The sequence below is a fragment of the Thermomonospora umbrina genome, from assembly GCF_003386555.1.
In the GTDB taxonomy this organism is placed as follows: Bacteria; Actinomycetota; Actinomycetes; order Streptosporangiales; family Streptosporangiaceae; genus Thermomonospora; species Thermomonospora umbrina.
Genome location: NZ_QTTT01000001.1, coordinates 5,469,095 through 5,489,883 on the forward strand (window position 1 = coordinate 5,469,095; position 20,789 = coordinate 5,489,883).

Sequence of the window (20,789 nt, forward strand, 5' to 3'; positions counted from 1 at the left end):
GATGACCATCGACGTGCTGCTGGTCGACGACGAACGGCTGATCCGGGCGGGCCTGCGGGCGATCATCGACGCCGAGCCCGACCTGCGGGTGGTCGGGGAGGCGTCCGACGGGTCCGAGGTGCCCGGCGAGGTGGCGCGGCTGCGTCCCGACGTGATCCTCATGGACGTGCGGATGCCCAAGCTGGACGGCATCCAGGCGACCCGGCGCATCCTGGCGGGCGCCGTCGACCCGCCCAAGGTCGTCGTGGTCACCACCTTCGAGAACGACGAGTACGTCTACGACGCGCTCCGCGCCGGGGCCAGCGGCTTCCTGCTCAAGCGCGCCCGCCCGGAGGAGATCCTCCAGGCGGTGCGGATGGTCGCGCACGGCGAGACGCTGCTGTTCCCCGCCGCCATCAGGGAGCTGGCCGCCGCGCACGGACGCTCCGGCGGGGGGTCGCCGGCGGCGTGGCACGACCGGCTCACCGAGCGGGAGGCCGACGTGCTGAAACTGATGGCCAAGGGGCGTTCCAACGCCGAGATCGCCCAGGAGCTGTTCGTCAGCCCGCAGACGGTCAAGACCCACGTGGGCAACGTCCTCGCCAAGCTCCAGGCCCGCGACCGCACCCAGGCGGTCATCTTCGCGTACGAGACGGGGTTCATCGCCCCGGGCTGACCGGCCGGTGCCCGGTTGCGCCGTCGGCGTAGGCGGGTTGGACGGGCGGGTCCGCCGGGGAGGTTGGTCGTATGCGTGATTTCCGATTCGGTTTCAACTTCCGTGACATCCCCTCGCGGGCGGCCCTCGTCGACCGTTGCCGCCTGGCCGAGCATTTCGGCTACGACGTGGCGCTGGTCCCCGACCATCTGGGCGGCCCCGCCCCGTTCACGATGATGGTGGCCGCCGCCGAGGCCACCGAACGAATGCGGGTGGGCACCCTGGTCCTCAACGTCCCCTTCTGGAACCCGCACCTGCTGGCCCGGGAGGTGTCCACCGCCGACGTGCTCACCGACGGCAGGGTCGAGCTCGGCCTCGGCGCGGGGCACATGAAGTGGGAGTTCGACGCCGCCGGGATCGAATGGCGGCCGTTCGGGCCGCGCGCCCAGATGCTGGAGGAGACCATCCAGGAGCTGGGGCGGCTGTTCGCGGGCCCCGAGTACCCGGAACGCACGGCCATCCGTGCGGCCGGCGGGCTGACGGAGCTGAAGCCGGTGCAGCGCCGGGGCTTCGACGGGTCGGGCCCGCCGCTGGTGGTCGGCGGCACGGGCGACCGCGTGCTGCGGGTCGCGGCCCGGTACGCCGACACCGTCGCCTACGGGGGTGTCTACCAGATCAAGGGAGAGCCGCCGGGCACGTTCCGCCTCGGCAACGCCGACGAGGCGGAGGAGCGGGTGCGGTTCGTCGGCGGCCTCATGGGGGAGCGGGCCGACGAGGTCGAGTCCAGCGTCCTCATCCAACTCGTGGCGGTGACCGGCGACCGCCGCGCGGAGGCCGCGAGGCTCGCCGCCGGGCCGTTGGCCTTCCTGACCGCGGAGGAGATTCTGGAGACCCCGTTCGTGCTGCTCGGCACGCACGCGCAGATCGCCGAGCAGTTGGTGGAACGACGCGAGCGCTTCGGGTACTCCTACATCACCGTGCACGGCGTCTCCATGGAGGCGCTGGGCCCGGTGATCGAACTCCTGCGCTGAACGCCGGTCCGCCTCCGGGGAGCCGGCCGAAGATGAACGGCGGTCTTTGCTTCGGTCGCCAATCGGAGTCGATGAGCAGGCCCTACCATCGGTGGAAAGGACTTGTGAGAGGCGCTCATGGCGGATCTTCTCCAGCTCGTCGGCTTCGTCGTCGTGTTCCTGGTCGTCGGCTTCGTTTTCGTCACCGTCTTCATTTTCGGCGGGTTGCCGATCTTCGACGCCTTCATGCGAGGCATCGGGACCTTGATCCTGAAAATGCTCGGCTCGTCCCGGCCTGCTTCGAGCTATACGGCAGAGGAGTACTTCGGCAAGGACCGCCAGGCACGCAAGAAGGCACGCAAGCGAAGCAGCGACACCTAGCGCCGCGGCTCAGCCGGTGACCGGCGCTCTCCAGGCGGCCCGCCATGTCTGCGGGCCCACCACGCCGTCGAAGCCCTTCCTCCACCACGGCGTCTAGGGCCCCGGCCTGATACGCGCACCAGGTGAGGAACATGTCGCACCCGGGCGCATAGGCGAACGCGCTCCCGGCCTTGAACCTCTTGGCGTACCAGTCGCCGAACATGCTCCACCCTCCCCGCCCCTCGTAACCGAGCTGGCCGCGCGCGGCGTTGAGCATGGCGTTCGTCATCGGGGCCGCCCTCCAGGTCGTTCACGGCGCTCCCCGGGACTGCGACAGGTCGTCTTGCGGGCCGTCCTCGAGAACGGGAACGGCCCCGCTTCGCGGGGCCGTGGGGATCGGTTCGGGCTGGTCGGTATCGACGTCGTCCATCAGGTCATCGGCCATCGCTGGGCGGAACCTCCTTGGAACCGGGCGGGGGGAAAGGGGGCCGGTGGAAGCGGAATCGTCGTCGGCCGGCCGGCGGGCCCGGGGCGGAAGGTAATGCCGCACGAGTGCGCCGAGGATGATCGTCAGCAGACCGGTCAGCAGCGAGATCGGTTGTCGGTCTGGTCAGGCGTCATGACCGGCCCCGTCCGCGTCGTGGGCGGCCCACAGCGCCCCGGCCGGCATCGGCCCCAAGACCCAGCTCGAACGACGACAGGGCCGCCATGGCGACGTACGCCCCGGCCCCCACCAGCAGCTCCCACCGACGCAGGCGACCGAACGCGCGGGCCATCAGGCCGACGAGCCCGTCCAGTAGGAACAGGGTCAGCGCGGCGTACAGCACCGGCGCGGGTGAGTTCGGTGTCGGCGCTCAGCACGACCGCGCCCGCGCCGACCGCCAGAGCAAGCGCCATCAGGCGCAGCGAACTGCGGGAGATCAGTTTCTCTGTGGATGGGAACGGGTTCATGCTCAGATGCGGGCGACGACATGAGCGGTGAGGAGCCCGAACGCCCTGAGCGGCGCCGGTGTTCTGGTAGGTCTTCAGCCTGAACCGCAGCCCGGCGTCAAGGCGGCCCTCGAAGCTCACATCAGGATGCGCAGCCGCGCATGCGGCGCGAAGCCTCGGGTGGCAGCGGGCCGCAGATGCCTCCGGCGGACCCGACTCTTGAGGGCGTTCCGGGAAATGCCGTACCGTTCATGGATCTCCCACCAGGTGAGCACCCGGCGGCGAGCGTTCACGTTCGGGCAGCGGGCCGTCATCCGGCCGGCGCCGCGCGGTTCGGGGGCTCACTGGCGCTGGGCCGGGGCATGGGGCGCTCTTTCGCCGGGTGCTCCTACCTGGCCGATCGTACGAACTCCGCTAGTCGCGAGACGCCCCGTCCGGCCAGATGACACGTACCGTTAGCCCGGACCGGCGAGCGGCTGCGACGACGTCGGCGGTGCCTCCGAAGCCTCGGGCGGGTTGCCCGTCCCACACCGCCCAGACTTCATCGGCTTGTCTGATCATGAACTCGCTAGCGGCCATGTGCGCTTCGCTGGTCGATGCGGTGAAGGCCAGACGATGGACGTTACGCGCAGCGGCCAGGAGCCGGTCATACGCCGCATGGTGCTCCTCCGGGAGGCCGGCACGGTACTCGGCGGCGGGGACGACGGCGATCAAGGTGCCACCGTGGTCGAGGATCGCTTGAGCGAACAGGGCATCCGCGCCGTCGGCCAGACATGAAATTCCGGTCGCGGGCTCAGTCGGCTTGCCGAGCGCATCTCGCAGCGCCCCGGCGATGAGGGCCTCGGTCTCGGCCGGAAGGAGGCGGTGACCAGTGATCGCGATACGCACGAAACTCCTTATTTCAGGGCTGCTTTGAGCCGGTCGTCGAAGCCCACGCCAGATCATTCCAGGCGGGGTCGTCCTCGGCACACCCGCCGGTGTGACGGCGGTGTCAGGGGGTCACTCCTCCTACCTGTAACCAGGCCTTACGCGCCGTTTACCCACAGTTCGTTACAAAGGTGAATGCCAGAGGAGAACGGACCGATCGGGGGATCATGGACGCGGTCACTCTGTCAGAGCTGCGCAAGCCGCGCGCCTTCCCGGCGGTGTCGGTGATGGTTCCCGCCCACCGGCGCACGCCCACGAGCCTGCGGGACCCCGCGGGTCGGCGGACCCTGTTGACCGAGGTGCGCCGCCGGCTGGACGCCGACACCCGGGTTCCGCCCGGTGCGGCGGAGGAGGTGGTGCAAGGTCTGCAGGGGGCCTTGGCGGAGGTCGACTTCGGTCGGGCCAGGGACGGGCTCGTCCTCTTCGCGGCGCCCGGCGAGCACCACGCGTTCCTGCTCGACCAGCCCGTCGAGGAGCGCATCGTCGTGGACCACGCGTTCGCGACCCGCGACCTGGTCGCCGCCCACACCCGGGCGACCCGCTACTGGCTGGTGGTGCTGTCGGACACGGTCCGGCTGTGGGACGGCCGTTCGGACTCGTTGACCGAGGTCGACGCCGGGGGCTTCCCGATCGTCGGCCCCCGATCGGGCACGGGCGGCCCCTTCGACGCGGAACGTCGCCGCCGGTTCCACCGCGAGGTCGCCGCCGCGCTCGGTCTGGTGAACGGTCGCGACCCGCGCCCCGTCATCGTGGCGGGTGTCACCCGCGACCAGGCGTTCTTCGAGGAGGCGGCCCGGGGGACGATCGTCCTGGCGGGCCGGATCGACGGCGACCACGACGGCGCCGGGTCCGCCGAGCTGGCCGAGCTGGCCCGGCCCGTGCTGGCCGCCTACGAGGACCTGCGCGAGGTCGCCGTCCTCAGCGAGCTGGAGGCGGCGCGCGGCCTGCGCCGGTACGCCGCCGGGCTGGCGGAGGTCGTGCGGCCGGCGGAGGAGGGCCGCGGCGCCCATCTGGTGGTCGAACGCGGCTATTACGCCCCGGCGGTCCGGTCGGCCGACGGCGCCCTGGTGCCGGTGGACGGCCTGCCCGGCGAGATCAGGGGCACGGAGGTCGTCGAGGACGCGGTCGACGCCGTCATCGACACCGTGCTGGAGTACGGCGGCGAGGTCACCTTCGTCTCCGACGGCTTCCTCATCGACCACGCCGGCATCGCCCTGGTGGTGCGCTACTGACCCTCTCCCACCGCCCCGTTCGCGGCGGGGAGGCGTCCGACGCCTCCCCGCCGTGACTCATCCCTGGTTGAGCCAGCGGACGGCCGCGTCGCCGAGGATCGAACGGACCGCCAGGATCGCCGCCCCCAGCGTGAGCAGCGGCGCGACCACCCAGCGCTCCACCTTGCCGTCCGTACGCGGAACGATCGGAATGATCAGACGCCACTTCGACGGCCACAGCACCGGACACCCGCGCGGTGTCAGGCAGTCCCCGGCGATGTGCGCCAGGCAGCCCAGCGTCACGGCGTACCCGGCGAAGGTCATGTCCAGGTCCCGCATGAGCCACACCGCCAGCGCGGCCACCGCGCAGTCGGCCACCGACGACCACACCTCGTGCTTCTCGAAGTCCAGGCCGATGCCGCGCAGCCCGAACCCCACGGTGATCCACAGTGCCGCCCACCAGCCGTACACGAAGTGGGTGGCCAGCAGGTCCATGACGAGGCCGACGACCAGCGCGAACGCGATCGAGTGGGTGGCCTGCCGGTGACCGCCGGAGGCCTTGCCGACCCACTTGCAGAACTTCTTGGTGACCGGTCCGATGGTGTTGGCGATCCGGCCGTTGTGGTGGTCGATGTCCGGCAGCAGCGCCGCGCCCGCGCACACCACCGCGCCCGCCGCCACCTGCTGGGGCGACAGCGAGATCGCGAAGTCGCCGAGCCACCGCTCCTGGGAGAGCAGGGGGACGGCCGCCAGCCACACCACCGCGCCGCTGAGGGCGTGGGTCCGCCCCATCATGGGAGGTTCACCCTAATGATCCGCACGGCCGGACTGTAACCGGCGCGGACCCCGTACCGACGGCGGCGCGCCGGATCCGGCCATGTCGGGCATGTGCCCGCGTCGGGCGGCCGGATCCCTCGGCGCGGGACGCGGCAGGAGCCCTGCCCGGAAGCGCCGCCGACAGCCAGCAGGTGCGGCGGGGACGTCGGCCTACCCCCGGACGGGGACGAACCGCCAGGCGGCGGAGCGCTCGCCGGGTTCGTACGGCGCGTCCAGGCGCTTGGCCAGCACTCCGGGGAGGTGCTGACGGGCGGCGGTCTCGCGGACGGCGGCGCCGTCGCCGGGGAACCACGGCGCGGTCTGCCAGCGGGCGCCGCCCAGCTCCAGCCCGTCGAGTCCGCGCCGTCGTTCCCGATAGGGCTCGTCGAGCAGCGGATGTCCGTCCAGGTGCAGCAGGTCGAAGATCATGTAGAGCTCGCGGCCCTCCAGTTCGATGATCTCGCCGTCCAGCAGCGCCGGTCGCGCCCCCAGCGTCCCGCCGAGCGCCGCGCCCAGGCCGGCGGGTCCGGCGACGGCCTCCCCGTGCCCGTCGGTGAAGCGGGTCTGGCCGCCCTCGACGTAGGCCAGCCGCCGTGCGCCGCCCCAGGCGAACTCGAAGCCGTACGCGTCCTGGTCGCGGGGGAGTCGCGCACGCCGCTCGGCGAGCATGGGACGCAGCCGCGCGGGCAGCGGCTCGTAGTCGGGGTCGGCGGGCGGGTCCATCCGGTGGATCATCCAGTTGCGGCCACCGGTCTGGAACAGCACGTACCGGCCGGACACCCGGGAGCCGTGCAGCACGATCTTGACCTCGCGGTCGTTCCACGTCTCGGTCTCGTAGGCGCCGCGATCCCAGATCGTCATGGACCCCGCGCCGTACTCGCCCCCCGGGATCTCGCCCGAGAACGTCGCGTACTCCAGCGGGTGGTCCTCGGTGTGCACCGCGAGGCGGTTGGTCTTCGGGTCCGGCGGCACGCCCTTGGGCAGGGCCCACGAGACCAGCACGCCGTCGCGCTCCAGCCGCAGGTCCCAGTGCAGTCGCCGGGCGTGGTGCTCCTGGATCACGAACGTGTCGTCGTCGCCGTGCGGGGTGGGCCCCTCGGCGGGCATGGGCTCGGGCGTCCTGCCCGCGTCCCGCTTCTTCCGGTAGTCCTCGAGGCCGCCGCTCGGTCGTTCGCTTCGTGCCGCCATGCGTCGGTACGTACCCGGCCCGGCGGTCCCGGCGACGGCCTGGACAGACCTGGCGGGCCCAGGTACCTTGTGACGCATGGAACCGGGTGACGCATCCAACCTCCTGACGCAGATGCGCCGGGGCGCGCTGCCGTACTGCGTGCTGGCGCTGCTGCGCGACCGGGAGCGGTACGGCGTCGAGATCGTCCGCCTGCTGGCCGAGGTCGACGGGCTGGTCACCAGCGAGGGCACCATCTACCCGCTGCTGTCGCGGCTGCGCCGGCAGGGGCTGGTCGAGACGACCTGGCGCGAGTCGGCCTCCGGTCCGCCGCGCCGCTACTACACGCTCACCGATGGGGGTGAGCGGGCCCTGGACACCTTCGCGGCCGAGTGGACGCGGTTTCGTGACGGGGTCGAGCACTTTGTCGGAAGGGAAGCCGGGACGTGATGACCGTGACCGACGCACTGATCGACGACTACCTCGACCGGCTCGCCCGGGCGGCGGCCGGTCTGCCGGGCTCCCGCCGGGCCGAGCTGACGGCCGAGATCAGGGAGCACATCGAGGTGGCCCTCGCCGAGGGGCCTGACCGGGACGAGGCCGCCGTCCGCACCCTCCTCGACCGCCTCGGCGACCCCGAGGACATCGCCCGCGAGGCCGGCGCCCCCGCCCCGGCCCTCGGTGGCCCTCCCGCACGGCGCTCCGTCCCGGCGTTCGAGCTGGTGACGGTTCTGCTCCTGCTGCTCGGCGGCATCGTGCTGCCCGTGCTCGGCTGGGTCGTCGGGGTGGTCCTGCTGTGGGCCTCCGCCCGGTGGAGCGTCCGCGACAAGCTCCTCGGCACCCTGGTGTTCCCCGGCGGACTCGCGGTCGCGGCCTGGTGGCTCTTCTTCGCCTCGGGCTCGTCCACGACCTGCGACCCGACCGGCGTCTGCGAGACGAGCGGGACGTCGGTGGAGGTGTCGGGGGCGATCGTCCTGGTCGGCGTGGTGGGATCGCTGGCCGTCTGCGCCCACCTGATCCGCCGGGCCCGGGCGTAGGGCGGGCCCGGGGTCAGGGCAGGAAGACGCCGTACTCGGCGAGATCGGTGGTCAGCGCCGGCGGCAGGGACGCCAGCGTGGACAGCTCCTCGGCGGACAGGAAACCGCCGGTCTCGTCGCGGACGGCCACGATGCGGCGGGCCATCTCCTCGGTGATGCCGGGGAGCATGACCAGCACCCCGGCGGGGGCGTGGTTGACGTCGATCAGCCCGCCGTCGTCATAGCGGCGCGGCAGGTCCGGGCGGCCGATCCGCAGCTCCTTGGCCATCGCCGGGTCGGCCGCCGCCAGCTCCCGCGCCTTGACCCGCAGCAGCCGCTGCCGCCGGACCATCCCGATGGCGGCCGTGTTGCCCGCCATGCCGCCGGTGCCCTCCGGGTCGAACACCCGGCGGCGCACCAGGAACGCGTGGAAGCAGCCCACCACCGCCTGGATCAGCAGACACGCGCCGTAGATCCGCTCGGCGTCCGGATCGGCGTCGATCGAGGGCAGCAGCACCAGCTCCAGCGTGAACAGCCCCAGATAGATCACCGAGGCGATCATCAGATGGCCCGTCCGTCGCCAGACGGCCGCCCCGGCGAACACGAACGGGGTGGCCCAGCCCAGCGTCAGGAACGGCAGGGCGGCCCACGTCACGCTCGCCGCGGCGCGTCCCGCGGGCATGCTGTCGGACGGGACCCGGGGCCCGTACGGCGCTGGAGGGGTCATCCGTCGCGGCTCCCGTGCCGAGAGAGGTGATCGTTGGCGCTGTGACTCCTACCCGCCCCGGGGGTCAGGGAAGAGTGAGGATTTCGTGACCGTCCTCGGTCACCACGATGGTGTGCTCGAACTGCGCCGTGCGCAGCCGGTCCTTGGTCACCACCGTCCAGCCGTCCTGCCAGATCTCGTAGTCGATCGTGCCCAGCGTGAGCATCGGCTCGATCGTGAACGTCATGCCCGGCTGCATCATCGTGGTCGCGTTCGGGTCGTCGTAGTGCGGGATGATCAGGCCGGAGTGGAACGTGGTGCCGATGCCGTGCCCGGTGAAGTCGCGCACCACCCCGTAGCCGAACCGGCGCGCGTACGCCTCGATGACCCGCCCGATCACGTTGACCGCCCGCCCCGGGGCGACCGCGCGGATGCCGCGCATCATCGCCTCGCGGGTGCGCTCGACCAGCAGCCGCGACTCCTCGGCCACCTCGCCGACCAGGTACGTGGCGTCCGTGTCGCCGTGCACTCCGTCGATGTACGCGGTGATGTCGATGTTGATGATGTCGCCCTCGTTCACCACCGTGTCGTCGGGGATCCCGTGGCAGATGACCTCGTTGATCGAGGTGCACAGGGACTTGGGGAAGCCCCGGTAGCCCAGCGTGGACGGGTAGGCCCCGTGGTCGAGCAGGAACTCGTGCCCGATCCTGTCCAACTCGTCGGTGGTGACGCCGGGCCGGATGCTCCGCCCGACCTCCTCCAGCGCCTGCGCGGCGATCCTCCCCGCGACCCGCATCCGCTCGATCATCTCGGGCGACTTGACGTCGGGCTCACCGGTGCGGGGGCGTTTCTTGCCGACGTACTCCGGGCGGACGATGTGCGCGGGCACCTTGCGCAGGGGGGAGACGCGGCCTGGCCGGAGTTGGGTCGTCATGCCATGGGAGTGTAGTTGCCGCCGTGCGGGCACGACTCTGGACACAGTGGCGAGACCGGGAGGTACGGGTTGAAGAACTCCGACGACGACTGGTGGTTCTGCCTCAAGCACATGCGCGTCGAGCACGGCCCCGGCTGCGCCGACAAGGACCGGATGGGCCCCTACCGGACCGAGGCCGAGGCCGCCGGCGCCCTCGAGCTGGCCCGTCGCCGCAACGAGGCGTGGAACGCGCAGGACGGGGAGTGAGTCAGCCGACGACCGCGTAGGCGCGGACCGGGAAGGTGCCCATCCCCGCGATGGGCGGTGGCACGGCGGTGAACCGGAACCCGTCCGCCGGCAGCCGGTCCAGGCCCCGCAGGTGCTCCACGATCGGGATGCCCGCCGCCAGCAGCCCGGTGTGCGCCGGCCGGGCCCTGTCGGCCATGTCGTCGATGTTGACGGAGTCGATGCCCGCCAGCGCGGCCCCTCCGGCGATCAGCGCCTCGACGGCCGACGCGGTGACGTACGGGTGCTCGGGCGCCCCGTACTCCTCGGTGCCGAAGCGCCGGTCCCAGCCGGTGGCGATCAGCACCGCGCGCCCCGCCAGGTCGAGCCCGGCCAGGTCGTCGGCGTCCAGGCCCCGACGGCCCGGCGCGGGGCCCACCACCAGCCCCGGCAGGTCGGCGATCCGCTCCAGCGGGACGGCGCTGAGGTCGACGCCGTCCTCGTACCAGTGGAACGGGGTGTCCAGGTACGTGCCGGTGTTGGAGATCATGGTGATCTCCCCGATCTGGAACGCGGCGTGGGGCCCGAACCGCTCGGCCGTCTCCACCCGGGTGACGTGGTCGGAGATGCGCGGCCCCGGCAGGCCCGGATAGGTGGTCATGCCGGCGGTGATGCGGTGGCTGAGTTCGACGAGCGTCATGTCGATCAGTGTGCCGCCCGCCCCGGCGGGACCCTCAGTCGGGTACCGGTCCGCTCACCTTGTCGAGGATGCGGGCGAGCCGGTCGCGCAGCCCGCGACGGCGGTCCAGGGGCGCGGCGGCCGCGGCGCTGACCAGGTGCTGGGCCCCGTCGAAGGACAGCAGGGCGTCCCGGGCCGGCACCGTCAGCGCCTCGTGGGCCAGACCGGTCAGCTCCTTGTCGCCGCCGTCGAGCGCCAGGATCGTCACCCCGGTGCGGCGGGCGTCGTCGACCCGTTCCAGCAGCGGTACGGGCGCGTCCTCCTCGGCGACCACGAACAGCGCCTCGCCGCGCCGCGCGGCCTCCAGCCGTTCGAGGCCCACCTTCAGATGGGGCGGGGCGTCCGGCGGAGGGGACCAGCGCACCAGCGTGGGGGCCAGCGTCGGGAGGTCGTGCAGGCGGCTCTCGTCGTCGAGGTGCGCGGCCATGTGCCAGGGGTCCTCACCGGGGGTGCCGACGAGCAATAGCCCGCCGGGGTCCCGGGCCGACAGCCGCAGGGCGCGCGCGAACTCCCCGGTGCGTTCCAGCCAGCCGGTGGCCGACAGGACCTCCCGCAGCATCGCGACCTGGTCGGAGTCCACCGCACCATCGTGCCGCAGACCGGCCGCCGCGCGGGCCCGAACCGTCCGAACCGCCGGAGCCGCCGGCGCGCCGCCGCCGGTGTCTTGCGATGATCAGGGCATGACTGAGCAGAAGACGCCGTACGACCTCCCCGACGTCAGCGGTCTGTCCCTGGGCATCCTGGGCGGCACGGGCGATCAGGGCAAGGGCCTGGCCCGCCGGTTCGGCATGGCCGGACACCGGGTCACCATCGGCTCCCGCAGCGCCGAGCGCGCGGAGCAGGCCGCCGCCGAGCTGGGCCCGTCGGTGTGCGGGGCGGACAACGCCGTGGCCGCCGGCGAGCCCGACGTGGTGATCGTCGCCGTCCCCTGGGACGGGCACCGGGCCACGCTGGAGTCGCTGCGCGCCGAACTGGCGGGCAAGATCGTCGTGGACTGCGTGAACCCGTTGGGCTTCGACAAGCAGGGCGCGTACCCGCTCACGGTGGAGGAGGGGAGCGCGGCCCAGCAGGCGGCCGCGGTGCTGCCGGACAGCCGCGTCGTCGGCGCGTTCCACCACGTGTCCGCCAAGCTCCTGCTGAACCCCGAGATCGACGCGATGGAGCTGGACGTGCTGGTGCTCGGCGACGACCGCGAGGCCACCGACATCGTGCGGGCCCTGGCCGAACGGATCGGCGGGATGCGCGGGATCTACGCCGGCCGGCTGCGCAACGCCCACCAGGTGGAGGCGTTCACCGCCAACCTGATCTCGATCAACCGCCGGTACAAGGCGCACGCGGGACTGCGCGTCACGGACGTGTGACCGGACCTCCCCGAGAGGGGGCGCAAGATCCGCGTAGCATGGCGCAGCGTGACCGACGAGGAGCCGACGCGCAAGCCGAGGGTGCTGCTGCCCTCGTCCGAGGTGGGCCCGCTGCGCGCCGTGCTGTACCGGCTCGGCGTCGCGTTCGGGTTGCTGCTGGCGGTCGTGGCGGCCGTCTACGCCGATCGCGGCGGCTACAAGGACATCGACGGCTCGGTGGACCTGCTGGACGCCTTCTACTACTCCACCGTCACCATGTCGACGACCGGGTACGGGGACATCACCCCGGTCGGCGACGGGGCGCGGCTGGTCAACACCCTGTTCATCACGCCGGCGCGGGTGCTGTTCCTCATCGTCCTGGTCGGCACCACGCTGGAGGTGCTGGCCGAGCGCACCCGCACGGACTGGCGGCTGGCCCGCTGGAGGGAACGCGTGCGCAACCACATCGTGGTGGCCGGCTACGGCACCAAGGGCCGCAGCGCCATCAAGACCCTGCTGAACACCGGCGTGCGGCCGGAGTCGATCGTCGTGGTCGACCCCGATCCCCGCGTGGTCGCCGAGGCGGCCGAGGCGGGGCTGGCCGGGGTGGTCGGGGACGCGACCCGCAGCGCGGTGCTCAAGCGCGCGGGCGTCGACCGCTGCCGGGAGGTCGTGGTGGCCGCCCAGCGCGACGACACGGCGGTGCTGGTCACGCTGACGGCGCGCCAGCTCAACCCGACGGCGCGCATCCAGGCCGCGGTCCGCGAGGCGGAGAACGCCCCGCTGCTGCGGCAGAGCGGCGCGGACGGCGTCGTCACCTCGTCGGAGGCGGCCGGGCGGCTGCTGGGGATGTCCACCAGCCAGCCCAACGTGAGCGCCGTCCTGGAGGATCTGCTCGACCGGGGCTCCGGCCTCGACCTGCTGGAACGGGACGTCGCCGACGACGAGATCGGCGGCTCCATCACCGAGGTGGCCGAACCCGCCGTCGCCCTGGTGCGCGACGGCGGGATCCTGCCCTACAGCGATCCGGCGTGCGTCCGGCTGAAGGCGGGGGATCGGCTCATCGTCGTCCGGATCGGCCCGAGCCGATGACCCTCGTCTCCCCGGGCGGTCACCGGTAGGAGTGCTCGGGCGCCGGGAACACGCCCCCGGCGACCTCCTCCGCGAACGTCCGGGCGGCGTCGCCGAGCACCGTGCCCACGTCGGCGTACCTCTTGACGAACTTCGCGGTGCGCGGCGTCAGCCCGGCCATGTCCTGCCAGACCAGCACCTGGGCGTCGCAGGCGTCGCCCGCGCCGATGCCGATCGTCGGGATGGACAGCGAGGCGGTCACCCGCTCGGCCAGCTCGCTCGGGACGCACTCCAGCACGACGGCGAACGCCCCGGCGGCCTCCAGGGCCTTGGCGTCGGCCATCAGCTCCTCGCCGTCCTCGCCGCGGCCCTGCACCCGGTAGCCGCCGAACGCGTTCACCGACTGCGGGGTCAGGCCGAGGTGGCCCATGACGGGGATGCCCGAGGCGACCATGGCCTCGGCCTGCGGCAGCACCCGACGGCCGCCCTCCAGCTTGACGGCGTGGGCCCCGGTCTCCTTCAGGAACCGGACGGCGGTGTTGAGGCCCTCGGCCACGCCGGCCTGGTAGGAGCCGAACGGCAGGTCGGCCACCACCATCGCGCGCTTGGAGCCGCGCACGACGGCGGCGGTCAGCGGGATCAGGTCGTCGACGGTCACCGGGATGGTGGAGTCGTAGCCGTAGACCACCATCGCCGCGGAGTCGCCGACCAGCAGGACGGGGATGCCGGCCTCGTCGAACACGCGGGCGGTCATGGCGTCGTACGCGGTGAGCATCGGCCAGCGTTCACCGCGCGCCTTGGCGGCGGCGATGTCGCGCACGGTCACGCGTCGGCCGGCCTGGCCCCCGTAGAGGGCGGGGGAGGGGTGCGAGGGATGGGAGACGGCAGAAGACATGCGAACAACCTCCGGTCTCGAGGCGCCACTGTGGCGTACCCGGACAGAACCGATGATCCCACGGACAAAACGGATTCGGTACCCCGGAACTTTCCCTCCAGAATAACGAAACGATACGGTTGCGTATCGTAGATGCGCGGTCTACGATCTCCCGTGTTACGCAACGCCGTCGTATCGATAGATCATTCCCACGGGTCAAGGGAGAGAAGTGGAAGCGCACGAGTCCACCGGGCAGACGGGTCACCCCCGCCGCTGGGCGATCCTGGGCGTGCTGGTCTTCAGCCTGCTGGTGGTCGTCCTCGACAACACCATCCTGAACGTCGCGCTGCGCACCATCGCCGACCCCGACCAGGGCCTGGGCGCGACGCAGAGCGAGCTGGAGTGGTCGATCAACTCCTACACGCTCGTCTTCGCGGGGCTGCTGTTCACCTTCGGCGTGCTCGGCGACCGGCTCGGCCGCAAGCGCACGCTGGTCCTCGGCATGATGATCTTCGGCCTGGGCTCGCTGGCCTCCGCCTACGCGCAGTCCCCGGGGCAGTTGATCGGGGCGCGGGCGCTGATGGGGCTGGGCGGCGCGGCCATCATGCCGCAGACCCTGTCCATCATCACCCATGTGTTCGACCCCCGGGAGCGGGCCCGCGCCATCGGGATCTGGTCCGGCTCCGTCGGCCTGGCGGTGGCCATCGGCCCGGTCACCGGCGGCCTGCTGCTCGACCACTTCTGGTGGGGCTCGGTCTTCCTGATCAACGTGCCGATCGTGGTCGGGGCCGTGATCGCGATGATCGTCCTCGTCCCCGAGTCCCGCAACCCGAGGCCCGGCCGGCTGGACCCGTTCGGCGTGCTGCTGTCCATCGTCGGCCTCGTGGTGCTCTCGTACGGGATCATCGAGGGCGGCGAGCGCGGCTCCTGGCTGGAGCCGGCGGTGCTCGGGCCCATCGTCGCGGGCGCGGCGGTGATCGCGGCGTTCGTGTGGCACGAGGCCCGCACCGAGCACCCCGCCTTCGACGTGCGGCTGTTCCGCGACCCCCGGTTGTCGGTGGCGGTCGGCTCCATCGCCTTCTGCTTCTTCGCCACCGCCGGGGTGTTCTTCTTCGGCTCGTTCTACCTGCAGTCCGTGCGGAACCTGAGCCCGCTGGAGGCCGGCGCGATGATGCTGCCGTTCGCGGTGGCCCAGCTCGCCGTCTCGCCGCGCAGCGCGGCCCTCGTCGGCCGGTTCGGGGCGCGGGCGGTGTGCGCGACGGGCATGCTGCTGGTGACGCTGTCGCTGGCGGGCTACCAGCTCTGCGACGCGGACAGCCCGCTGTGGATCTTCGGCGCGATCGCCTTCGTGATGGGCGCGGGCATGGCCGGCGTCATGCCCCCCGCCACCGAGTCGATCATGTCCGCGGTGCCCCGGGAGAAGGCCGGCGCCGGATCGGCGATCAACAACACCGCCCGCCAGGTCGCGGTCGCGATGGGCGTGGCCGTGCTCGGCTCCGTGGTGGCCTCGATCTACCGGGGCGAGATGAAGGACCGGCTGACCGTCCTCCCCGAGAGCCTGCCGGAGGACGTCCGGCACGCGGCGGGGGAGTCCATCGAGGGCACCCTGGCGGTGGTCGCCCGGCTGGGCGGCGCCGGCGACGGCCTGGTGGCGCCCGCGCACGAGGCGTTCGTCCACGGCATGCACATCGCCGCGCTGACGGCCGCCGTGGTCTCCTTCCTCGGCGCGCTGCTGGTCGCCCGGTGGATGCCGGGGCGGGCGGTCCCGAAGACCGCGGCCGACCCGGAGGCCGTCCGGTCCGCCGCGTCGGCCCCCAAGGTCGGCGAGCGGCTTTAATGGGATCGTGACGGCGATGAGCGAGACGGGCCGGCCCCCGGCCCCCAGGCCGGGGCGGCCGCGCAGCGCCCGCGCCGAGCAGGCCATCCTGGCGGCGACGATCGACCTGCTCGCCGAGGAGGCGGGGGTGGCCGGGGTCTCGATCGAGGCCGTGGCGGCGCGGGCGGGGGTCGGCAAGACCACCATCTACCGACGCTGGCCCAACAAGGAGAAGCTCATCGTCGACGCGCTGGCCACCCTCAAGCGCCCGATCCCGGAGCTGCCCGGCCGGACGGTCCGCGAGGACCTGATGGTCCTGGCCCGCACGTTCGCCCGCGAGCAGGACCGCAAGCACAGCCGCTGCTTCCTGAACGTCATGGGCGGCGCCGACCGGCATCCGGAGCTGATGGACCGCTATCGCCGGGAGGTCATCGAGCCCCGCCGCGAGGTGATCCGCGGCGTGCTGCACCGCGGGATCGAGACCGGCGAGCTGCGCGCCGACCTCGACATCGAGGTCGCCCTGCCCATGCTGGTCGGGTCCATGACCCTGCAGGCGCGGGCGCTGGCCCCGATGGACTCGCTGCCGCCGGACTTCGCCGAGCAGGTCGTGGACACCCTGCTGCGGGGGATCGCTGCCTGATCGGGCGGTATGCGGTCTTCCGGGCTCCACTTCCCTTTGTGATCTTCTCCCCAGTCGGCGTGCGATGCCCCATACTGAGCGCCAAGGAGTCGTCGGACGACCGGTTGTCAGGAGCGCGAGGTGACAGACGTGCCGCCACCCCCGGCCGTGAGCGAACGACGGGCCCCCGCGCCCACAGCCGACTCGGCCGCCCGGACCCTGGTCCTGGGCATCGACCGGGAGGGCAAGGTCGTCCAGTGCGGCCACAACGCCCCGTCGGTGCTGGGACATCGGCCCGAGGAGCTGCTGGGCCGTTTCACCGGATCCCTGGTCGACGACGACGCCAAGGAGGATCTGGACACCCTGCTGGAGGCGGTCGCCGCGGGCCAGGAGCGCACCGCGGTGATCGCCGTGCGCCGGGCCGACGACACCCTCACCGACGCCGTCGTCACCGCGCAGCCGATGGTGGCCGCGGCCCAGGACGCCGGCACCGGGGCGCTGGCCGCGCTGCTCCACATCCGGGTGACGCTGCCGCCGAGCGAGCGCTTCCAGGACCCCGCGCAGATGCGCCGGGCGCTGCTGGACGACCCGCTCACCCGGTTCGGCGCGTCCCTGGACCTGGACCAGACCGCCAGGGGCCTGGTGGACGTGATCGTGCCGCACTTCTGCACCGCCGCCACCGTGCTGGTGCTGGAGAGCCTGGTCGCCGCCGACGAGGTGCACAGCGAGTCCGGCGGGGCGGTGCTGCGGCGGTTGGCCGTCACCACCGACGACGGCAACGCCGGCTGGCAGGCCACGTTCCCGCAGGGCGAGGTGCTCGTCTATCCGGAGGGCACCCCGTACCGGGAGTGCCTGGACACCGGTCAGCCGGTGCACCTGAGGGTGGTGGACGCCGAGCAGGCGATGGGCATCGCCGAGGTCTGGCGCCGCGGCCCGGTGGCGGAGCTGCTGACCGACGTGTCGATGGTGCTGCTCCCGCTGTTCGCCAACGACACCCTGCTGGGCCTGATCGTCTGCACCCGGGTGCCGGGGTTCCGCCGGTTCGACGCCTACGACGTCGAGATCGGCCGGGAGTTCGCCACCCGGGCGGCCATCGTCATCGACAACGCCCGCCGCTTCAGCCGGGAACGTGCCACGGCGCTCACCCTCCAGCGCAGCCTGCTGCCCAACCGGCTGTCGGCGCCGTCCACCGTCGAGGTGCGGCACCGCTACCTGCCCGGCAGCAAGCTGGTGGAGGTCGGCGGCGACTGGTACGAGTCCATCGCGCTGCCCGGCGCCCGGGTCGCCCTCATCGTCGGCGACGTCGCCGGGCACGGGGTGCGCGCCGCCGTCACCATGGGCCGGCTGCGCACCGCCCTGCACACGCTGGCCAACCTGGAGTTCGCGCCCGCCGACGCGCTGCAGGTGCTGCACGAGCTGATGATCGAGCTGGGCGAGCAGGAGCCGCACTTCGCCACCTGCGTGTACGGGGTGTACGACGCCGGCGAGGGCACCCTGGAGATCGCCTCGGCCGGGCACCTGCCGCCGCTGCTGGTCCGCCCCGACGGCACCAACGAGTACCTCGACGTGCCCCCGGCCCCGCCGCTGGGCGTGGCCGGCGGCGCGATCGGCAGCCGCGTCTTCGACATCGAGGACGGCAGCGTCTTCGTCATCTACACCGACGGCCTGGTGGAGAACCGGGGCCGCGACATCGACGACGGGCTGTCCCGGCTGCAGGCCATCTTCGGCGGCGACGCGGTCACCCGCCCGATGGAGGACCTGGCCAAGGCCACCCTCGACGGGGTCTACGCCGACCATCACCGCGACGACATCGCCGTCCTGATCGCCCGACTGCGGCGGGTGCCGGAGGACCGCCGGGTGTCGTGGACGCTGCCCGCCGACCCGGCCGCCGTCCGCCGCGCCCGCGGCCTGGTGCGCACGCAGCTCGACCGGTGGGAGCTGGGCGAGCTGTCCTACACCACCGAGCTGCTGGCCTCCGAGCTGATCACCAACGCCCTCCGGTACGCGCCCGGTCCCATCGAGATACGCCTGCTGCTGGAGCGCACCCTGGTCTGCGAGGTCCTGGACCGCTCCGCCGCCCTGCCCCGCCTCCGGCACGCCGCCGACGACGAGGAGAACGGCCGCGGCCTCCTGGTCGTCAGCCAGCTCGCGCACCGCTGGGGCACCCGCCGCACCGCCGCCGGCAAGGTCGTGTGGTGCGAGCAGCTCGTCCCCGGCGTCGACCCGGACGACACCGAGCCACCCCAGGCATGGCCGGGGGAGAAGCTGCACAAGGGCTGAGACCCCCCCAGAGCGAGCGGGGGCCACAAAGGACGGTCACCACCGGCGTTCGGCCCGGCCTCTCAGGCGGCCACCACCGGGGTTCGGCCCGGATCGTCAGGCAGCCGCCACAGGGGTTTGCCCGAACCCTCAGACGGTCGCCACCGGGATGTGCCCGACCCCTCAGACGGTCACCACCGGGGTCTGCTCGACGCCTCAGACGGTCACCACCGGGGGTTGTGCCCGGTCCTTCAGGCGGGCGGCCCGGAGCGCCGGCGGAGGGCCGCCCGCCTGAAGATCTCCAAGACCGGGCGCGGGGGGCGTGGGGGGTCGCCCCCCACAAGAAACTCGCCCCACCACAAGAGATCAGGGCTCTTGCCAGCGATTGGTGATGGGGAGTCGGCGGTCGCGGCCGAAGTTCTTCTGGGTGATCTTCGGGCCGGGCGGGTACTGGCGGCGCTTGTACTCGGCCCGGTCCACCAGTCGGATCACCCGCTCCACCAGCCCCGGGTCGTGCCCAGCCGCGATCAGCGCGTCGCGGCCCAGGTCGCGTTCCACGTAGTCGTCGAGCAGCGCGTCCAGCACCTCGTACTCCGGCAGCGAGTCCGTGTCGAGCTGTCCGGGGCTCAGCTCCGCCGACGGGGGCTTGTCGATGATCTCCTGGGGGATCGGCGGGGGCTCCCCGGCCGCTTCGGCCCGCTCGTTGCGCCGGCGGCACAGCGCCCAGACCATGGTCTTGGTGACGTCCTTGATGGGGCCGTAGCCGCCCGCCGAGTCGCCGTACAGGGTGGAGTAGCCGGTGGCCAGTTCGCTCTTGTTGCCGGTGGTCAGCACCAGGTGGCCGTCCTCGTTGGACAGCCCCATCCAGACCACCGCGCGCACTCGGGCCTGCAGGTTCTCGGCCGCCAGGCCGGTCAGGGTCAGTTCCCGCTCGAACGCCTCGACCATGTCGTTGATCGGCACGGTGCGGGTGTTGAGGCCCTGCCGGGCGACCAGTTCCTCGGCGTCGGTGAGGGAGTGGTCGGAGGAGTGGCGGCTCGGCAGCAGCACCACGTGGACGTTCTCCGGGCCGATCGCGTCGGCGGCGATGGTGGCGACCAGCGCCGAGTCGACGCCGCCGGACAGCCCGCAGATCACCGACCGGAAGCCGTTCTTGCGGACGTAGTCGCGCACGCCCAGTACCAGCGCCGCGTACACCTCCGTGACGTCGTCGAGGGCGGGCGCGATCTGCGGCGGCAGCGTCTCGGACGGCGGGTCCTGTCGGGGGGACAGCACGGTGCGCTCGACGGTGATGGTGGTGCCGTCGCCGGCCTCCACCGGCTGCGCGGCCGACTGAGGCGACGGGTGCGCGCCCGGCAGCGTCAGGTCGCAGACCAGCAGGTGCTCCTCGAACCGGGGGGCGCGGGCCAGCAGCGTCCCGTCCGCGCCGACGATGAGCGAGTCGCCGTCGAAGACGAGTTCGTCCTGCCCGCCGACCATGTTGACGTAGGCGAGCGCGCAGCCGGCCTCGCGGGCGCGCCGGGCGGCCAGCTCCAACCGGACGTCGTCCTTGCTCCGCTCGTACGGGGAGCCGTTGATCACCAGCAGCAGCCCGGCGTGGGCGGCGCGGGTGACGCTCACCGGCCCGCCGTCCTGCCACAGGTCCTCGCAGATGACGGTGGCGACGTCGATCCCGCCGACCCGCACCACGGGCAGCCGGTCGCCGCGCACGAAGTAGCGGAACTCGTCGAACACCCCGTAATTGGGCAGGTGGTGCTTGGCCGACCGCGCCACGACCTCCCCGCCGTGCAGCCACGCCAGCGCGTTCAGCGGGGCGCCCGCCGGCTGGCCGGGCCGCACCAGGCTCACCGGTCGGCGGTCGAGGTGGCCGACGACCACGGCCTGCTCGCCCAGCCCCGCCTCGGCCAGCCGCCGCGCCGTCCGCAGCAGCGTCCGCTGGGACGCCTCGACGAACGACTTGCGCAGTGCGAGGTCCTCCACCGGATAGCCGGTCAGCATCATCTCGGGGAAGGCGACCAGTTGCGCGCCGGCCTCGGCCGCGCGCCGCGTCCATTCCACGACCAGGTCGGCGTTGCCGTCGAGGTCGCCGACCGTGGGGTTCACCTGTGCGAGTGCCAAACGGAGCTGTGCCACGTACTCAAGAGTAGGCGTCCATGAT

Annotated in this window: 23 protein-coding genes; 12 read left to right on the plus strand and 11 right to left on the minus strand. The window is 72.5% G+C overall.

Annotated elements, in window-relative coordinates; translation table 11 throughout:
* Position 1: 1 nt before the first annotated feature.
* From DFJ69_RS24420 to DFJ69_RS24430, 3 genes are all read left to right on the plus strand, one after another.
* Positions 2-655 (plus strand): response regulator, encoded by a 654-nt coding sequence (locus DFJ69_RS24420; RefSeq protein WP_116024754.1) that lies wholly within the window; start codon positions 2-4, stop codon positions 653-655.
* A 71-nt stretch (positions 656-726) separates the two neighbouring features.
* Entirely contained in the window at positions 727-1,665 is a 939-nt protein-coding gene (locus tag DFJ69_RS24425) for a TIGR03621 family F420-dependent LLM class oxidoreductase (protein ID WP_116024755.1), read from the plus strand.
* Between the two features lie 117 nt (positions 1,666-1,782).
* On the plus strand, positions 1,783-2,025 hold the full coding sequence (locus DFJ69_RS24430; protein WP_116024756.1) for a hypothetical protein: 243 nt from the start codon (positions 1,783-1,785) through the stop codon (positions 2,023-2,025).
* A gap of 289 nt (positions 2,026-2,314) precedes the next feature.
* On the opposite strand, the gene DFJ69_RS36240 is transcribed toward DFJ69_RS24430, so the two are convergent.
* From DFJ69_RS36240 to DFJ69_RS24440, 3 genes are all read right to left on the minus strand, one after another.
* Entirely contained in the window at positions 2,315-2,449 is a 135-nt protein-coding gene (locus DFJ69_RS36240; protein ID WP_281275891.1) for a hypothetical protein, read from the minus strand.
* A 172-nt stretch (positions 2,450-2,621) separates the two neighbouring features.
* Positions 2,622-2,831 carry a hypothetical protein gene (locus DFJ69_RS24435; RefSeq protein WP_116024757.1) on the minus strand — a complete coding sequence of 70 codons (210 nt, stop codon included), beginning with the start codon at positions 2,829-2,831 and terminating at the stop codon, positions 2,622-2,624.
* A gap of 517 nt (positions 2,832-3,348) precedes the next feature.
* The gene (locus tag DFJ69_RS24440) at positions 3,349-3,822 is read right to left on the minus strand and encodes a hypothetical protein (protein ID WP_245974552.1); all 474 of its coding nucleotides are present in this window, start codon (positions 3,820-3,822) and stop codon (positions 3,349-3,351) included.
* Positions 3,823-4,028: 206 nt separating this feature from the next.
* Here DFJ69_RS24440 and DFJ69_RS24445 point away from each other — a divergent pair, with 206 nt between their 5' ends.
* Positions 4,029-5,093 carry a baeRF3 domain-containing protein gene (locus DFJ69_RS24445; protein ID WP_116024758.1) on the plus strand — a complete coding sequence of 355 codons (1,065 nt, stop codon included), beginning with the start codon at positions 4,029-4,031 and terminating at the stop codon, positions 5,091-5,093.
* Between the two features lie 57 nt (positions 5,094-5,150).
* On the opposite strand, the gene DFJ69_RS24450 is transcribed toward DFJ69_RS24445, so the two are convergent.
* Entirely contained in the window at positions 5,151-5,867 is a 717-nt protein-coding gene (locus tag DFJ69_RS24450; RefSeq protein WP_211328725.1) for a metal-dependent hydrolase, read from the minus strand.
* Between the two features lie 192 nt (positions 5,868-6,059).
* A complete protein-coding gene (locus DFJ69_RS24455; RefSeq protein ID WP_116024759.1) occupies positions 6,060-7,076 on the minus strand; it encodes a DNA polymerase ligase N-terminal domain-containing protein in 1,017 nt (338 codons plus the stop codon).
* Between the two features lie 76 nt (positions 7,077-7,152).
* Here DFJ69_RS24455 and DFJ69_RS24460 point away from each other — a divergent pair, with 76 nt between their 5' ends.
* Both DFJ69_RS24460 and DFJ69_RS34455 read left to right on the plus strand, forming a co-directional pair.
* Positions 7,153-7,503, plus strand: coding sequence for a PadR family transcriptional regulator (locus DFJ69_RS24460; protein WP_170177763.1), 351 nt, complete (start codon positions 7,153-7,155; stop codon positions 7,501-7,503).
* Between the two features lie 5 nt (positions 7,504-7,508).
* Positions 7,509-8,090, plus strand: a complete 582-nt coding sequence (locus DFJ69_RS34455; RefSeq protein ID WP_170177764.1) for an HAAS signaling domain-containing protein — start codon at positions 7,509-7,511, stop codon at positions 8,088-8,090.
* Between the two features lie 13 nt (positions 8,091-8,103).
* Here the strand turns inward: DFJ69_RS34455 and DFJ69_RS24470 are convergent, their stop codons facing one another.
* Together DFJ69_RS24470 and map are read right to left on the minus strand one after the other, a co-directional pair.
* Positions 8,104-8,796, minus strand: a complete 693-nt coding sequence (locus DFJ69_RS24470; protein ID WP_116024761.1) for a ComEA family DNA-binding protein — start codon at positions 8,794-8,796, stop codon at positions 8,104-8,106.
* A gap of 64 nt (positions 8,797-8,860) precedes the next feature.
* Positions 8,861-9,709, minus strand: a complete 849-nt coding sequence (map, locus tag DFJ69_RS24475; RefSeq protein ID WP_116024762.1) for a type I methionyl aminopeptidase — start codon at positions 9,707-9,709, stop codon at positions 8,861-8,863.
* Positions 9,710-9,778: 69 nt separating this feature from the next.
* Here map and DFJ69_RS34460 point away from each other — a divergent pair, with 69 nt between their 5' ends.
* Positions 9,779-9,955 carry a hypothetical protein gene (locus tag DFJ69_RS34460; RefSeq protein ID WP_170177481.1) on the plus strand — a complete coding sequence of 59 codons (177 nt, stop codon included), beginning with the start codon at positions 9,779-9,781 and terminating at the stop codon, positions 9,953-9,955.
* 1 nt (position 9,956) lies between these two features.
* Here the strand turns inward: DFJ69_RS34460 and DFJ69_RS24480 are convergent, their stop codons facing one another.
* Positions 9,957-10,613: a cyclase family protein gene (locus DFJ69_RS24480; RefSeq protein WP_116024763.1), complete on the minus strand. Its 657-nt coding sequence runs from the start codon at positions 10,611-10,613 to the stop codon at positions 9,957-9,959.
* 34 nt (positions 10,614-10,647) lie between these two features.
* Positions 10,648-11,232 (minus strand): hypothetical protein, encoded by a 585-nt coding sequence (locus DFJ69_RS24485; RefSeq protein WP_211328726.1) that lies wholly within the window; start codon positions 11,230-11,232, stop codon positions 10,648-10,650.
* Between the two features lie 100 nt (positions 11,233-11,332).
* On the opposite strand from DFJ69_RS24485, the gene npdG reads away from it, so the two are divergent.
* Both npdG and DFJ69_RS24495 read left to right on the plus strand, forming a co-directional pair.
* Positions 11,333-12,013, plus strand: coding sequence for an NADPH-dependent F420 reductase (gene npdG / locus DFJ69_RS24490; RefSeq protein WP_116024764.1), 681 nt, complete (start codon positions 11,333-11,335; stop codon positions 12,011-12,013).
* 48 nt (positions 12,014-12,061) lie between these two features.
* Positions 12,062-13,084 (plus strand): potassium channel family protein, encoded by a 1,023-nt coding sequence (locus DFJ69_RS24495; RefSeq protein ID WP_116024765.1) that lies wholly within the window; start codon positions 12,062-12,064, stop codon positions 13,082-13,084.
* Positions 13,085-13,103: 19 nt separating this feature from the next.
* On the opposite strand, the gene panB is transcribed toward DFJ69_RS24495, so the two are convergent.
* Positions 13,104-13,958 carry a 3-methyl-2-oxobutanoate hydroxymethyltransferase gene (gene panB / locus DFJ69_RS24500; protein ID WP_116024766.1) on the minus strand — a complete coding sequence of 285 codons (855 nt, stop codon included), beginning with the start codon at positions 13,956-13,958 and terminating at the stop codon, positions 13,104-13,106.
* Positions 13,959-14,166: 208 nt separating this feature from the next.
* Here panB and DFJ69_RS24505 point away from each other — a divergent pair, with 208 nt between their 5' ends.
* From DFJ69_RS24505 to DFJ69_RS24515, 3 genes are all read left to right on the plus strand, one after another.
* On the plus strand, positions 14,167-15,774 hold the full coding sequence (locus DFJ69_RS24505) for an MFS transporter (protein ID WP_116024767.1): 1,608 nt from the start codon (positions 14,167-14,169) through the stop codon (positions 15,772-15,774).
* 16 nt (positions 15,775-15,790) lie between these two features.
* Entirely contained in the window at positions 15,791-16,393 is a 603-nt protein-coding gene (locus DFJ69_RS24510; RefSeq protein WP_116024768.1) for a TetR/AcrR family transcriptional regulator, read from the plus strand.
* 120 nt (positions 16,394-16,513) lie between these two features.
* Positions 16,514-18,652 carry a SpoIIE family protein phosphatase gene (locus tag DFJ69_RS24515; RefSeq protein WP_245974553.1) on the plus strand — a complete coding sequence of 713 codons (2,139 nt, stop codon included), beginning with the start codon at positions 16,514-16,516 and terminating at the stop codon, positions 18,650-18,652.
* A 345-nt stretch (positions 18,653-18,997) separates the two neighbouring features.
* On the opposite strand, the gene DFJ69_RS24520 is transcribed toward DFJ69_RS24515, so the two are convergent.
* A complete protein-coding gene (locus DFJ69_RS24520; protein ID WP_116024770.1) occupies positions 18,998-20,764 on the minus strand; it encodes an NAD+ synthase in 1,767 nt (588 codons plus the stop codon).
* Positions 20,765-20,789: the final 25 nt, after the last annotated feature.